14 protein-coding genes are annotated in these 14,336 nt (G+C 68.0%); 10 read left to right on the top strand and 4 right to left on the bottom strand.

The annotated features are described in order from the left end of the window. On the bottom strand, nt 1–1,223 hold a 1,223-nt coding region (gene dnaG / locus RT567_RS07175), incomplete at its 3' end, for a DNA primase (protein ID WP_313575365.1). 173 nt (nt 1,224–1,396) lie between these two features. Here dnaG and RT567_RS07170 point away from each other — a divergent pair. Together RT567_RS07170 and RT567_RS07165 are read left to right on the top strand one after the other, a co-directional pair. Then, nucleotides 1,397–2,548 carry a patatin-like phospholipase family protein gene (locus RT567_RS07170; RefSeq protein ID WP_313575363.1) on the top strand — a complete coding sequence of 384 codons (1,152 nt, stop codon included), beginning with the start codon at nt 1,397–1,399 and terminating at the stop codon, nt 2,546–2,548. A 186-nt stretch (nt 2,549–2,734) separates the two neighbouring features. After that, nucleotides 2,735–2,998, top strand: coding sequence for a hypothetical protein (locus tag RT567_RS07165; protein ID WP_313575361.1), 264 nt, complete (start codon nt 2,735–2,737; stop codon nt 2,996–2,998). 4 nt (nt 2,999–3,002) lie between these two features. Here the strand turns inward: RT567_RS07165 and RT567_RS07160 are convergent, their stop codons facing one another. The 3 genes from RT567_RS07160 to RT567_RS07150 form a co-directional block, all read right to left on the bottom strand. Continuing rightward, on the bottom strand, nt 3,003–3,968 hold the full coding sequence (locus RT567_RS07160) for a hypothetical protein (RefSeq protein ID WP_313575360.1): 966 nt from the start codon (nt 3,966–3,968) through the stop codon (nt 3,003–3,005). After that, complete coding sequence (gene carA / locus RT567_RS07155) at nt 3,969–5,129, bottom strand: glutamine-hydrolyzing carbamoyl-phosphate synthase small subunit (protein ID WP_313575358.1); 1,161 nt, start codon at nt 5,127–5,129, stop codon at nt 3,969–3,971. It lies immediately after the preceding gene. 86 nt (nt 5,130–5,215) lie between these two features. Next, complete coding sequence (locus tag RT567_RS07150) at nt 5,216–6,571, bottom strand: amino acid permease (RefSeq protein ID WP_313575356.1); 1,356 nt, start codon at nt 6,569–6,571, stop codon at nt 5,216–5,218. 71 nt (nt 6,572–6,642) lie between these two features. Between RT567_RS07150 and RT567_RS07145 the strand changes: the two genes are divergently transcribed. From RT567_RS07145 to RT567_RS07110, 8 genes are all read left to right on the top strand, one after another. Then, a complete protein-coding gene (locus RT567_RS07145; protein WP_313575354.1) occupies nt 6,643–7,344 on the top strand; it encodes an HAD family hydrolase in 702 nt (233 codons plus the stop codon). Between the two features lie 145 nt (nt 7,345–7,489). Next, entirely contained in the window at nt 7,490–7,810 is a 321-nt protein-coding gene (locus RT567_RS07140) for a ribonuclease E inhibitor RraB (protein WP_003166071.1), read from the top strand. A gap of 10 nt (nt 7,811–7,820) precedes the next feature. Continuing rightward, nucleotides 7,821–11,120, top strand: a complete 3,300-nt coding sequence (gene carB, locus RT567_RS07135; protein WP_313575352.1) for a carbamoyl-phosphate synthase large subunit — start codon at nt 7,821–7,823, stop codon at nt 11,118–11,120. 316 nt (nt 11,121–11,436) lie between these two features. Continuing rightward, the gene (locus RT567_RS07130) at nt 11,437–12,753 is read left to right on the top strand and encodes an amidohydrolase (protein WP_313575350.1); all 1,317 of its coding nucleotides are present in this window, start codon (nt 11,437–11,439) and stop codon (nt 12,751–12,753) included. A 73-nt stretch (nt 12,754–12,826) separates the two neighbouring features. Further along, entirely contained in the window at nt 12,827–13,042 is a 216-nt protein-coding gene (locus RT567_RS07125) for a cysteine protease (RefSeq protein WP_313575348.1), read from the top strand. 54 nt (nt 13,043–13,096) lie between these two features. Then, entirely contained in the window at nt 13,097–13,309 is a 213-nt protein-coding gene (locus RT567_RS07120; RefSeq protein ID WP_313575346.1) for a hypothetical protein, read from the top strand. 178 nt (nt 13,310–13,487) lie between these two features. After that, nucleotides 13,488–13,961: a transcription elongation factor GreA gene (gene greA, locus RT567_RS07115; RefSeq protein WP_087139933.1), complete on the top strand. Its 474-nt coding sequence runs from the start codon at nt 13,488–13,490 to the stop codon at nt 13,959–13,961. 68 nt (nt 13,962–14,029) lie between these two features. Then, nucleotides 14,030–14,336 (top strand): ELM1/GtrOC1 family putative glycosyltransferase (locus tag RT567_RS07110; RefSeq protein WP_313575345.1); only part of this gene is annotated, 307 nt, incomplete at its 3' end.

Below are 14,336 nucleotides of genomic sequence, written 5' to 3'. Positions count from 1 at the left end.
AGATCCTTGTCCTGCACGGCGTTGGCCGCCTGACGCAGCCGCCCCTTCAGCCCCGCCTTGCGCTCGGGCGTGTCCAGCGGTTCGGCCTCGACCTCGCGGCGGAACAGCACCTCGGCGAAGGGCCGCGTCGTCGCCATCGCCTGACGCAGGGCGGGCGCCCCGCGATCGCGCAGGATGTCGTCCGGATCCTGCCCGCCTTCCAGCAGGGCGAAGCGGAACGACTTGCCCGGCTTCAACAGCGGCAGCGCCCTCTCGATCGAACGATATGCGGCGCGCAGGCCCGCCGCATCCCCGTCGAAGCTCAGCACCGGCTCGGACGAGACGCGCCACAGCCGCTCCATCTGCTCCTCGGTCAGGGCCGTGCCCATAGGCGCGACCGCAGGCAGGCCCGCCCGATGGCAGGCGATGACGTCCATATAGCCTTCGACGACGATGATCCCCTGCTCCCCCCGGCTCTCGGCGCCCATGATCCGCCGCGCTTCCGGCAGGCCGTAAAGCGTCGCCCCCTTGTGAAACAGGGAGGTCTCCGGCCCGTTCAGATACTTCGCCCGGTCGTCCGGGTTCATCGCCCGGCCGCCGAAGCTGACGATGCGTCCGCGCGCGTCGAGGATCGGGAACATCAGCCGGTCGCGGAAGCGGTCATAGGGCTGGCCGCCCCCTTCCGGCGCGATCAGCATCCCCGCCTCGACCAGATCGCCCGGCCGCGCCCCGCGCTGGACCAGCGCCTGCTTCAGCCCCTCGCGGTCGTTGGGCGCATAACCCAGACCGAAACGCTCCCACTGGTCCTCGGGCAGGCCGCGCTTCTCCAGATACTCGCGCGCCGCCTTGCCGACGCTGCGGCGCAGATTGGCGGCGAACCATTTCTGGGACAGGTCCATCCAGTCGGCCAGACCTTGACGCTTCTGCTCGCGCTCGGCGGCCTGAGGATCTTCGGCGGGCAACTGCATCCCGGCCTCGCCCGCCAGTCGGCTGACCGCCTCGACGAAGCTGAGACGTTCCGTCTCCTGCAGGAAGCTGATGACGTCGCCGTGCTTGCCCGAGCTGAAATCGTGGAAGAAGCCCTTGTCGTCATTGACGAAGAAACTGGGCGACTTCTCCTTCGAGAAGGGGCTGAGGCCGACGAACTCACGTCCCTGACGCTTGAGCTTCACCGTCCGCCCGATGATGTCGGACGGCCGAAGGCGGGCCTTCAGCTCCTCGATGAACCGTTCGTCAAATCGCACGCCCGACCTATGCCGTCCGATGGGCCGCAAAGGCCAGCCCTCGCCCGCTCGCCGCCGCGACGGCCCCCGTCCAAAACGCCGCCTGGGGATAAGTCCGGGGACAACCGCCTGACTTCCTTCTGTCGCACGACTGGGCTTTAAGTCATCCCAGCCTTGCCGGAGCCCTTGCGATCATGCGCCAACTTCGTCTGCTCGTTCTGTTTCTGCTGCCCGCCGTCTTCCTGACGCTCGGCGCCTGCCAGACGATCCCGCGCCCGACCTTCGACGCCGCAGACCTGGCCGCCGCCAGCCCGCCCTGGCGCTATGACTTCCGGACCGAGGAAGAGCGCGCCCGCTTCGTGCGCGAAACGATCAATACGCAGAACGCCGCCCGCGACGGCCATTTCGACATCCTGGCCCTGTCCGGCGGCGGGGCCAACGGCGCCTATGGCGCCGGCGTCATGGTCGGCTGGAGCCACGCCGGAAACCGGCCCCAGTTCGAGGTGGTGACCGGCGTCTCGACCGGGGCCCTGATCGCGCCCTTCGTCTTTGCGGGCCAGCGTTTCGATCCGGCGCTGGAGCATGCCTACACCAGCGGCCAGACCGACCAGCTGCTGAAGTCGCGTGGTCTCTACGCCCTGCTGCTGCCCGGCGTGTTCAAGCCCGAGCCCCTGACCAATCTGGTGCTGAACAACATCTCGCCCGAGCTGCTGGCGGCCATCGCCGAGGAACATCGCAAGGGTCGTCGCCTCTATGTCTCGACCACCAGCCTGGACACCCAGACCCAGGTCGTCTGGGACATGGGCGCCATCGCCCAGCGCGACGATCCGGCTTCGCGCCTGCTGTTCGTCAATGTGCTGATCGCCTCGGCCAGCATTCCCGGCGCCTTCCCGCCCGTCCTGCTGGACGTCGAGCATCAGGGCCGCCGCATTCAGGAACTGCACGTCGACGGCGGCACGGTGTCCAGCTTCCTGGTCGTGCCGCAGGCGCTGCTGCTCGACACCCCGTCAAACCGCCCCCTCAGCAACGCCCGCGTCTGGATCGTCGTCAACGGCCAGTGGGATCCTCGCTTCGAAGTGGCGCGCATCTCGGCAGTCAGCATCGCCGCGCGCAGCTTCGACACCATGATGAAGGCGTTGCAGCGCTCGGACCTGACGGCCGTCACCCAGTTCGCGCACCGTCACAACATGACCCTGTCGGTCGCCGCCATTCCCGATGAGGTCGAGGCCAACACCCTGGACTTCACCCAGGCCCACATGACCAGCCTGTTCCAGGCCGGCGAAGCTCAGGCCCTGTCCGGCCGCGCCTTCGACACGCGCGTCGATCCCGCCGCGCCGACGCCTTAAGAGATCATTAACCATATGGACCGCAATGCGGCGACAACCATCTGAATATGAACAATATTTTCTCAGATAACGCCGGAACTATCCACAGGCCTGTGGATTCTTCGATCGGTTCCTGAGAAGCAGGGACCGCCATGACGCCGCCGCCGCGGACTGCGTCCGGCGCCGTAGTTCAACGGTTCTCGCCCCATGTTCATCGCCATCGCCCGCCCGGCGGTGGAGCCCCAAGGCCCCGACGCCGTCGCCGTCCCCGGCTCTCCCGCTGTTCCGCTGCTCAAGCCTCGCGCCCTGCACGCCCGCCTGCTGGCCAACGCCGCCCTGCGGCGTCAACGCGGCTGGCTGCGTCGGCAGGAGGATCGCAGCGAGGACGCCGACTACTGGCTGCACGCCGCCGCCATCGCCATCGGCAAGGCGGCCGCCTTGCGTCGCGCCGAACCTGCGTCCCTGCCCTAGAGACTCAACGCAGTTCGGGCAGGCGCCGCGCCAGAGATTCCTTCAGCTTGCGGCCGCGCTCGGACAGGCTCTTGCCCCGGCGCCGTTCGCGCACCTCAAAGCCCTGGCCCCAGCGTTCGTGCATGGCGGCCATCAGGGCCGGGTGGCGGTCGTACTGGTGCACGATCGCGCTGGTCCCGCCGTCCGGGTTCACGATCCGACCGTCCGCCAGGGACAGGTCCGCGCTCGGGGTCAGGCCGATCGTAGCGATCCGACCGTAGTTGGCCGCCGCCTCGCCCTCGACCAGTCCCAGATGCAGGGCGATGTTGCACGCCGCCTGATCCGCCCCAAAGGCGCCGCCGATCTCGGATCGAGGAATGGCCGCCAGCATCAGCAGGGTGCGGCAGAAGCGGATCATGCACTCGCGCGGCCCCATGACGGTGCCGACGCAGACGCACGGCTTGTCCGCCAGGGCGCGCGCCACGTCCTCGCCGCCGACGCCGCGCAGGTATTTCATGTTGAAGGCGTGACCCTTCAGGCCCCCGTCATACTCGACGTAGAACTCGGGCTTAGCGGGCGGCGGGTCGAACGGCGGCGCCTGGAAGACCACATCGCGCACATCGGTCAACAGGACGCTGCGCGCCCAGGGCCGTTCGCTCATCAGCATGTCGAAGGCGGCGAAGCGCTGCATCACCGGATGGGGCCGCCAGGCGCTGTTGCACAGGCACGCAGGCGGCACGGACTCCACGTCATGTTCGGCCAGGAAGGCCAGGAGCGCAGGCTCCTGATCCGTCACCAGCACCACCGGACCGGCATAGACCGCGCGCAATGAGCGCACGAAGACCGCCACGTCGGCGGCCTCATATCCTGTGGCGTAGCCCAGGATCAGATCATGCTCGACCGCCGCAATAGCCGGAGAGGCCCCCCTCTCCCCTGCGATCGCAGCAGAAACCCAACCGAGATAAGCGGACTTCGCTGCGGGAGCCCCCATTTACGCCCTCATGGAATCCACGAAACGCTTGAACAGATAGAGGCTGTCGGTCGGACCCGACGAGGCCTCCGGGTGATGCTGCACGCTGAACACGGGTTTATCCTTCAGCGCAATCCCGCAATTCGTACCATCGAAAAGCGACACATGCGTTTCAACCACGGCCTCAGGCAGGCTGTCGCGGTCGACCGAGAACTCGTGGTTCATCGACACGATCTCGACCTTGCCCGTGGTCAGATCCTTGACCGGGTGGTTGGCGCCGTGGTGCCCCTGCTCCATCTTCAACGTCTTGGCGCCGAGGGCGATGGCCAGCATCTGGTGGCCCAGGCAGATGCCCATCAGGGGTTTGCCGCTGTCCAGCAGCTTCTTGATCTCGGGCACAGCGTATTCGCCGGTCGCGGCCGGATCGCCCGGGCCGTTCGACAGCACCACGCCGTCAGGGTTGCGGGCCAGAATCTCTTCGGCCGTGGTCGAGGCGGGGACCACGGTGATCTTCACCCCGGTCGAGGCCAGGGCGCGCAGGATGTTGCGCTTCACGCCGTAGTCGACGACCACCACCGACTGGTCGCCGGCCTGCGGCTGGGCGTAGCCGGTCGGCCATTCCCAGGCGCCCTCGGTCCATTCGAATGCCTGGGTGGTCGAGGCGTCCTTGGCCAGGTCCAGGCCGACCAGGCCCTTCCAGTCGCGCGCCTGGGCCGTCAGGGCCTCCAGGTCGAACTGGCCGTCGGGATCATGGGCGATGACGGCGTGCGGGGCGCCCTTTTCGCGGATCAGCTGGGTCAGGGCGCGGGTGTCGACGCCGGCCAGGCCGATGACGCCGCGCGACTTCATCCAGGCGTCCAGCCCGCCCGAGGCGCGCCAGTTGGCCGGCTCGGTCGGCACGTCGCGCAGGATGACGCCGCGCGCCGCACGCTCGGGCGCCTCGCCGACCTGCTCGACGTCTTCCAGGTTCACGCCGACATTGCCGATGTGCGGGAAGGTGAAAGCCAGGATCTGGCTCATGTACGAAGGGTCGGTCAGGATTTCCTGATAGCCCGTCATGGAGGTGTTGAAGACCACCTCGCCGATGGCCGAGCCGGTCGCTCCGACGCCGATCCCCGACAGGACCGTTCCATCTGCGAGCACGAGGACGCCGGTGGCGCCGGACAGGATTTGAGTCGTCATGGCGCAGGGCTCCTAGCAGTGAATACGGGCGGACAAACGGCGGCGTCGCTAAAGAGATGAAGGGGCCGTGTCAACACGGCCTCTGATTATGCCGTCTGGAAGCGTCCCTGTCGCTTGCGAACCCACAGCCAGGCCAGGCTGGTCACGGCGAAGAAGCCGACGCTGGGCCAGATGTAGCCGCCCGCCGCCGCCGCGACCGCAAAGGCCGAGAACACCGCCCCGCCGACGGCCAGCAGGCGCCAGCCCGGCTTGGTCGTCAGCTTCCACAGCGTCACCGAGCAAAGGGCGTACAGGCACAGGGTCAACACCGAGGTCACGCCGATCAGCACGCCGAACTGCTGGCCCAGGGTCGGCTGGGCGCTGGCGATCACCATGGCGCTCATGATGACGCCGTTGATCAGGGGGTTGGACAGGGGCGTCTTGCCCTTCTTGGCTCCGCCGAACCAGCGCGGCAGCCAGCCCTGTTCGGCCGAGGCGCGCGCCGTCTCGCCGCCCATCATGGTCCAGCCCGCGATGGTGCCGGTCGCCTTGATGACGGCGCAGGCCGCCACCAGACCGGCCACCGAGGCCCCCATCACCCGCGCCACCAGATCGGCGTAGGGGCTGGTCGAATGGGCCAGGACGTCGGCCGGGATGACGCCGAACACCGCCACGCTGGCCGCCACATAGACGACGAAGGCCAGCAGCACCCCGCCCAGCGAGGCGCGACCCACGTCGGTCGCCGGGTTCTTGACCTGGCTGGACAGGGCTGCCGCGCTCTCGACGCCCAGGAAGGCCCAGAAAATGACGGCCAGCGACGCCGGAACCGTCTTCGTCAGCGGCTCGCCCGCCGGGCTCCACGACGCGACAAAGGTCTCGCCGCTGAAGGCGATAACGCCGGCGATGATGGCCAGACCGATCGGAATCAGCCCCAGCACCAGGGTGATCGCCCCGAACCGCGCCGCCGTCTTCGACCCCGCCGCATAGGCCGCCGTGGTCAGCCAAATCAGCACCAGATTGCTGACCGCGCCCCACATCGGTTCCTTCAGCGCCGGAAAAAAGAAGGCCAGATAGCCGGTCCCCGCCACCGCCACGGCGACGTTGCCGGTCAGGCAGGCGGCCCAATAGGCCAGCCCCGTCTGATAGCCCAGGAACCGCCCCAGACCGCGCCGGGCGAAGTCCGACAGGCCGTCAGCCTCCGGCTGCATCCGCCCCAGACCGCCGAACACCAGCGCCAGGGTCACGGCCCCGATCCCGCAGACGATCCAACCGATGATGCTCGAGCTGCCGGTCGGCGCCAGCGTAGCGGGCAGCAGATAGACGCCCGATCCGATCATGTTCCCGGCCACCACCAGGGCGGCCAGGCCCCAGCCGATGCGGTGCGAGGGTTCAGGCAGGATGTCGACTTGGCTCATACGGGCCGCATAGACCGAAATGTCGCAGCCGTCGCCATGAAGATTCATCCTGCGCCTTCGCCGGGATGAGCGCTCGGCGCAGGCGTGCTAAAGCCCCGCCGAAGTTCTGGAGTTCGCCCATGCCCGTCACCACGGTCGGCCTCGATGCCGACGACACCCTCTGGCACAATGAGACCATCTTCCGCCTGAGCCAGAAGCGGTTCGCCGAACTGCTGGCCGACCACGCCGAAGAGCCGGTGATGATGGATCGTCTGGCCGCGGTCGAGCGACGCAACCTGCGGCTTTACGGCTATGGGGTGAAGGGCTTCACCCTGTCGATGCTGGAGACGGCGATGGAGCTGTGCGACGGCTCTGCCCCGCCCCACATCGTGCGCGAGATCCTGGCCGCCGGACGCGAGATGCTGGTCCACCCGGTCGAGACCCTGCCCGGCGTCGACGAGACCCTGGCTGAACTGGCCGAGAACTACCGTCTGGTGCTCGTGACCAAGGGCGATCTGATGGACCAGGAGCGCAAGCTGGCGGCCTCGGGCCTGGGCGAACTGTTCGCCGCCGTCGAGATCGTGTCGGAGAAGAACCGCTCAACCTATGACCGCGTCTTCGCCCGCCACGGCTCGGGCGCGGCCGAGGCGGTGATGGCCGGCAATTCCATGAAGTCCGACGTCCTGCCCGCCATCGAGGCCGGGGCCTGGGCGGCGCACATCCCCTACCACATCACCTGGGCCCACGAACTGGCCGACGCGCCAGAGGGCAACGCCCGCTACGTCAGCCTCAGCCGCATCGGCGAACTGCCCGACTGGATCGCCGCGATCGACGATCAATAGGAGCCGGCGGGGCGGGCTCCCCAAGAAATCGCGCCCGCCCCATTCTGGCCCTTGCCCCCCGGCCCCTCCCTCTCTACACGGGCCGCTTAACCGACAACCTGAACGGATCGGCCGCGACAACGCTCGCGCCCGTCCGTCTGCGCGCGTGGAGACCGCCGCCCTGACCAGTCACGAAGAAAAGGACGCCATGGTGCGCGCCGCGCTCGCAGAGCAGGGCGACAGCGGGATCACTCCGCGCCATACGCTGTTCTACTTCTACGGCGAGGAAGAGGCGCACGGCGACCTGTGCGAGGTGGCCCGCCGTGCGGGCTTCCTGACGCGGGGCCAGGGCGACATGACCGTCCTGGAGACCACCATGCCGGTCGACGAGGCGTCGTTTTCGCCTGTGTCGGCCATGATGCAAACCTGGGCCGCGGCCTTCCAGCTCGACTACGACGGCTGGGAGTGCGCGGTCGTGACGAACTGAGTAGACGCCGATGCCCAAGCGCACAGACATCCAGTCCATCCTGATCATCGGCGCCGGTCCGATCGTCATCGGCCAGGCGTGCGAGTTCGACTATTCCGGCGTTCAGGCCTGTAAGGCGCTGAAGGCCGAGGGCTACCGGGTCATCCTGGTCAACTCGAACCCCGCCACCATCATGACCGACCCGGAGGTGGCCGACGCCACCTATATCGAGCCGATCACGCCTGAGATGGTCGAGAAGATCATCGCCAAGGAAAAGCCGGACGCCCTGCTGCCCACCATGGGCGGCCAGACGGCGCTGAACACCGCCCTGGCCCTGAACGCTTCGGGCGCCCTGGCCCGTCACGGCGTCGAGATGATCGGCGCCAAGGCCGAGGTCATCGACAAGGCCGAGGACCGTCAGAAGTTCCGCGATGCGATGGACAAGCTGGGTCTGGAATCGCCCCGCTCGCGCGCCATCCACCACATTGAAGAGGCCGACGAGGCCCTGGCCTTCGTGGGCCTGCCCGCCATCATCCGCCCGTCGTTCACGCTCGCCGGCACCGGCGGCGGCATCGCCTACAACGTCGAGGAATTCCACGAGATCGTGGAGCGGGGCCTCGACCTGTCGCCGACCACCGAAGTGCTGATCGAAGAGTCGGTGCTGGGCTGGAAGGAATATGAGATGGAGGTCGTCCGCGATCATGCGGACAACTGCATCATCATCTGCTCGATCGAGAACATCGACCCGATGGGCGTCCACACCGGCGACAGCATCACCGTCGCCCCGGCCATGACGCTGACGGACAAGGAATATCAGATGATGCGCGCGGCCTCGATCGCGGTGCTGCGCGAGATCGGGGTCGAGACGGGCGGCTCGAACGTCCAGTTCGCGGTCAACCCCAAGGACGGCCGCCTGGTCGTCATCGAGATGAACCCGCGCGTGTCGCGTTCCTCGGCGCTGGCGTCCAAGGCCACCGGCTTCCCGATCGCCAAGATCGCCGCCAAGCTGGCCGTCGGCTACACGCTGGACGAGCTGAAGAACGACATCACCATGGTGACCCCGGCCAGCTTCGAGCCGGCCATTGATTACGTGGTCACCAAGATCCCGCGCTTCGCCTTCGAGAAATATCCGGGCTCCGAGCCGTCGCTGACCACGGCGATGAAGTCGGTCGGCGAGGTCATGGCCATCGGCCGCACCTTCCAGGAATCCATGCAGAAGGCCCTGCGCGGGCTGGAAACGGGCCTGAACGGCTTCGACGACATCGAGATCGACGGCGTGACCGGCGCTGAAGACGACGCCGCGATCAAGGCCGCCGTCATCCGCGCCCTGGGCCTGCCGACGCCGGACCGTATCCGCGTCATCGCCCAGGCCTTCCGTCACGGCCTGACGGTCGAGGAAGTTCAAGCCGCCTGCTCGTACGAGCCGTGGTTCCTGCGCCAGATCGCCGACCTGATCCGCACCGAAGGCCACGTCCGCGTTCAGGGCCTGCCCACGGACTCCACCGACTTCCGCAAGCTGAAGGCCAAGGGCTTCTCCGACGCCCGTCTGGGCGCCCTGACCGGCAAGACCGAGGGCGAAGTCCGCAAGGCCCGCCGCGCGCTGGACGTGCGCCCGGTGTTCAAGCGCATCGACACCTGCGCCGCCGAGTTCGCCAGCGCCACCGCCTATATGTATTCGACCTATGAGACCGGCGCACTCGGCCAGATCCCGGCCTGCGAGGCCGAGGTGTCGGACAAGAAGAAAGCCGTCATCCTGGGCGGCGGTCCGAACCGCATCGGTCAGGGCATCGAGTTTGACTACTGCTGCTGCCACGCAGCCTTCGCCTTCGACGACATCGGCGTCGAGAGCATCATGGTCAACTGCAACCCCGAGACGGTCTCGACCGACTACGACACCTCCGACCGCCTGTATTTCGAGCCGCTGACGGCCGAGGACGTGCTGGAGCTGATCGACGTCGAACGCTCCAAGGGCGAACTGATCGGCGTCGTCGTCCAGTTCGGCGGCCAGACCCCGCTGAAGCTGGCCCATGCGCTTCAGGAAGACGGCGTGCCGATCCTGGGCACCAGCGTCGACAGCATCGACCTGGCCGAGGACCGCGAGCGCTTCCAGCAGATGCTGAATGAAATCGGCCTGATCCAGCCGCCGAACGGCCTGGCCCGCTCGGCCGAGGAAGCCGCCCAGAAGGCCGAGGAAGTCGGCTATCCGGTCGTCCTGCGTCCGTCCTACGTGCTGGGCGGCCGCGGCATGATGATCGTCCACGACCGCGAGCAGTTGGACCGCTATGTCCATGAGGCCATGCGCGTCTCGGGCGACGATCCCGTCCTGATCGACCACTATCTGAACCGCGCCACCGAAGTGGACGTCGACGCCCTGTGCGACGACGAGACCGTCTTCGTCGCCGGCGTGCTGGAGCATATCGAGGAAGCCGGCGTCCACTCGGGCGACAGCGCCTGCTCCATGCCGCCCTTCTCCCTGCGCTCCGAGACGGTGGCCGAACTGAAGCGCCAGACCACCGCCATGGCCAAGGCCCTGAAGGTGCGCGGCCTGATGAACGTGCAGTTCGCCATCGAGGAGCCGCACAGCGAAAACCCGCGCATCTTCGTCCTCGAAGTGAATCCGCGCGCCAGCCGCACCGCGCCCTTCGTCGCCAAGACCATCGGCCAGCCGGTCGCCGCCATCGCCGCCAAGGTCATGGCCGGTGTGCCGCTGTCGTCCTTCGGTCTGGTCGACAAGGAACTGGACCATATCGCGGTCAAGGAAGCCGTCTTCCCGTTCGCGCGCTTCGCCGGGGTCGACACCATCCTCGGCCCGGAAATGCGCTCGACCGGCGAAGTCATGGGTCTGGACTGGAAGCGTGAGGGCGAGGCCGATCTGGCCCCCGCCTTCGCCCGCGCCTTCGCCAAGTCCCAGACCGGCGGCGGCACCATCCTGCCGACCGAGGGCACGGCCTTCGTCTCGGTGCGCGACGCCGACAAGCCCTTCATCGTCGAGGCAGTGAAGACCCTGCTGGCCCAGGGCTTCGCGGTCATCGCCACCGGCGGCACCCATACCTACCTGACCGAACAGGGCCTGGACGTCGGCCTGGTCAAGAAGGTGCTGGAAGGCCGTCCGAACATCGTCGACGCCATGAAGAACGGCGAGGTCCAGCTGGTCTTTAACACCACGGACGGCAAGCAGGCCCTGGCCGACAGCTTCTCGATCCGCCGCACGGCGCTGATGATGAAGATTCCCTACTACACCACGGCGTCCGGCTCCCTGGCCGCCGCCCAGGGCATCGCCGCCGTCCGCCACGGCGAGATGGATGTCCGCCCGATCCAGAGCTACAACTGAGATCAGGCTCAGACCTGAAGAAAGGCCCCCGCCGAGCGATCGTCGGGGGCTTTTTCTTTTCACCCCCATTACAGGCCCCCCCGCCCCCACGCCTTTCGCCACCCTGGATCCTCGGGCTTGACCCGAGGATCCAGGGTGGCGGCGGCGAGAGGCCCGATGCGGCTCCGCTATCGCTCAATCCGGCGCCGTCGCGCAGGCGGACGGCTGGATTCTCGGGTCAAGCCCGAGGATGACGACGGTAAAGGGCACGCCTTCCCCGGTTGCCCCCTTCCGCCCAGCGGCTAAGGTCGTGCGTGACATTGGAGGGGACGCCATCATGAAGAAGACCACGCTCACCGCTATCCTGGCCGCCGTTCTGGCGGCAGGTTCCGCGCCCGCCATCGCCCAGGACGCGGGGCTCAAGGCCGCCGTCAAGGCGGATTACGACGCCAACCTCGGCGCCCTGTTCGACCACTTCCATCGCAACCCGGAGCTTTCCGGCATGGAGGTCCAGACCGCCGCCCGCATGGCGCAGGAGCTGCGCGCCCTGGGCTATGACGTGTCCACCGGCGTCGGCGGCACGGGCGTGGTCGCCGTCCTGCGCAACGGCCCCGGACCCACGGTCATGATCCGCGCCGACATGGACGGCCTGCCGGTCGAGGAGAAGTCGGGCCTCGCCAACGCCTCCACCGCGCGCCAGGTCGACAGCGACGGGGTGGAGAAGCCCGTCATGCACGCCTGCGGCCATGACGTGCACATCACCGCCCTGGTCGGCACGGCGCGCCAGATGCAGGCGCGCAAGGCCAACTGGTCGGGCACGCTCGTCCTGATCGCTCAGCCGGCCGAGGAGCGCATCTTCGGCGCCCGCGCCATGGTCGAGGACGGCCTCTATTCCCGCTTCCCCAAGCCGGACTACGCCCTGGCCTTCCACGTCTCGGCCGACACCCCGACCGGCAAGATCGAGGCCCCGCTGGGCATCACCTCCTCCAGTTCGGACAGCGTGGACATCGCCGTCCACGGCGTCGGCACGCACGGCGCCTCGCCGCACCTGGGGGTCGATCCCATCCTGGTCGCCTCGCACATCGTGGTGGCGCTGCAGTCCCTGCGCAGCCGCGAGACCAATCCGCTCGACGGCGCCGTGGTCACGGTCGGCGCCATTCGCGGCGGCATCAAGCACAACATCATCTCCGACCGCGTCGACCTGCAACTGACCGTCCGCGCCGACAGCCCCGAGGTGCGCGCCCAGCTGCTGGACGGCATCGACCGCATCGCCCGCAACACGGCCCTGGCCCTGGGCGTGCCTGACGACAAGCTGCCGACCGTGGTGCGTTCGCCTCTGGAGAACACCCCGCCGACCATCAACGACGCCGAGACCGCCGCCCGCGTCCGCACGGCCCTGACCGCGGGCCTGGGCGAGGACGTGCTGATCGACAAGCCGCGCGGCGGCATGGGCGCCGAGGACTTCGCCTATTTCGTCACCCCCGAGAGCGGGGTGAAGGGCGTCTACTTCAGCGTCGGCGGCACCCCGCCCGCACAGGTGGACGACGCCCCCGGCCACCATTCGCCCCTGTTCCGCATCACGCCCGAGCCGGCCGTCACCCTGGGCGTCGAAGGCTCGGTCCTGGCCGCCGAGGCCCTGATGCTCAAGCGCTAGGCAAGGGGCGCTGAACCCGGCGGCGTCCCGGCCGTTCCTCAGACAGGTTCCGCTTCCAGAGGAGACGCCGCCCATGCCCCTGTCTCGCCTTTCCACCCTGCTGGGCGGCCTGCTGCTGTCGCGCCGGGGACGCAGCCTGGCCGCCCGCCACGCAGGCAAGATCGCCTTGGCGACCCTGGCCTGGCGGCTGTGGAAGAGCCGCCGCACGCCGGTCCAGGGCGCGCAGACTGGCGGAGCGGGCGCCCGCGCGCCGCACCGACGTCAGCGCTGGAGCGGACGGTGCCGCTGACCGCACTGTATCGAGCCGACGAAACCCCGACCGGCTGTCGGCGTTAACACCTTCATGCGTCTGTCCGTTCTTCAGGTCATCGCCGCCCTGTTCGCGGCCGTCTGTCTCGTCATCGCCTTCATCGCCACGGGGGTCGCGGTCGTATCGGGCGTCTTCATGCTTCTGGCCGTCGCCGCCCTGGGCTTCATCGCCTGGACCGCCCTGCGGCGCGCCTTCAGCAAGGATCGCGGACCATCATCCCCGCCTGCACCGCCGTCCGGACCGTAAGAAAGCGCTGAAACAAGGCTGCGCGCCTGCGCCGCGCGAGATGGCGCCGTTTCGCCATCTTGAGTTTGGGCGTCGGGCGCCCTACCTTCCTTGGCCGGTCACGCAACGCCCCCGTGGCCGCAGCGGTACCGGAACGTCTCTCACCTGTCTTCGGGCGTAGCAAGAAACTCACGACACAATGGAAAAAGTGCCGATGACGGCCGAGGGATATCGCTCCCTCGACGATCAACTCAAGCAATTGAAATCGGTGGAACGACCCAGCGTGATCGCCGCCATCGCGGAAGCCCGCGAACATGGCGATCTGTCTGAAAACGCCGAATACCATGCAGCCAAGGAACGCCAGGGCTGGATCGAAGGCTCGATCGCCGAGATCGAGGACAAACTGTCGCGCGCCCAGGTGATCGACGTGTCCAAGCTGTCGGGCAACCAGGTCAAGTTCGGCGCCACCGTCACCTTCGTGGACGAGGACACCGAGGAAGAGGGCGTCTATCAGATCGTCGGCGAACACGAAGCCGACGTGAAGCTGGGCAAGATCTCCATCGCCTCGCCGATCGCCCGCGCCCTGATCTCGAAAGAGGTCGGCGACGTGGTCGAGGTCAACACGCCCGGTGGCGTGAAGGCCTATGAGATCCTCAAGGTCGAGTGGAAGTAAGCCCTCCTCTCAATGAGCAGGCCACAGGGGCGCGCGGTTCTGCCGCGCGCCCTCTGTCTGTCTGGGTGGTGTCCGACGGCCGCACCGGCATCCAGAACCAGGCTCTGGGCTTGGCCGAGGCCGTAGCCCGCCTGACCCCGGCCGAGATCACGGTTCAGACCGTCCGTTGGCGCTCTGCCTTCGACCGCTGGCCATCGGCGCTGAAGACCCCCGCCATGCTGGCGCCGGGGTCGTTCGATCCGCGCGGCGTCGCCGAATGGCCCGATCTGTGGATCGCCACGGGCCGCGCCAGCCTGCCCCTGTCGACGCGCGTGCGCGACTGGAGCGGCGGCAAGACCTTCGTCGTCCAGACCCAGGATCCGCGCTGGCGCAACG

Origin of the sequence: Brevundimonas sp., assembly GCF_032107865.1 — a bacterium.
Taxonomy (GTDB): domain Bacteria; phylum Pseudomonadota; class Alphaproteobacteria; order Caulobacterales; family Caulobacteraceae; genus Brevundimonas.
This window is presented reverse-complemented; position numbering and strand designations above follow the sequence as displayed.

Bases quoted from the DNA above. Each gene is read 5' to 3' on its own strand.
- RT567_RS07170 (WP_313575363.1), top strand. From the start codon at position 1,397: ATGCGCCAACTTCGTCTGCTCGTTCTGTTTCTGCTGCCCGCCGTCTTC.
- RT567_RS07165 (WP_313575361.1), top strand. From the start codon at position 2,735: ATGTTCATCGCCATCGCCCGCCCGGCGGTGGAGCCCCAAGGCCCCGAC.
- RT567_RS07160 (WP_313575360.1), bottom strand. From the start codon at position 3,968: ATGGGGGCTCCCGCAGCGAAGTCCGCTTATCTCGGTTGGGTTTCTGCT.
- carA (WP_313575358.1), bottom strand. From the start codon at position 5,129: ATGACGACTCAAATCCTGTCCGGCGCCACCGGCGTCCTCGTGCTCGCA.
- RT567_RS07150 (WP_313575356.1), bottom strand. From the start codon at position 6,571: ATGAATCTTCATGGCGACGGCTGCGACATTTCGGTCTATGCGGCCCGT.
- RT567_RS07145 (WP_313575354.1), top strand. From the start codon at position 6,643: ATGCCCGTCACCACGGTCGGCCTCGATGCCGACGACACCCTCTGGCAC.
- carB (WP_313575352.1), top strand. From the start codon at position 7,821: ATGCCCAAGCGCACAGACATCCAGTCCATCCTGATCATCGGCGCCGGT.
- RT567_RS07130 (WP_313575350.1), top strand. From the start codon at position 11,437: ATGAAGAAGACCACGCTCACCGCTATCCTGGCCGCCGTTCTGGCGGCA.
- RT567_RS07125 (WP_313575348.1), top strand. From the start codon at position 12,827: ATGCCCCTGTCTCGCCTTTCCACCCTGCTGGGCGGCCTGCTGCTGTCG.
- RT567_RS07120 (WP_313575346.1), top strand. From the start codon at position 13,097: ATGCGTCTGTCCGTTCTTCAGGTCATCGCCGCCCTGTTCGCGGCCGTC.
- greA (WP_087139933.1), top strand. From the start codon at position 13,488: ATGGAAAAAGTGCCGATGACGGCCGAGGGATATCGCTCCCTCGACGAT.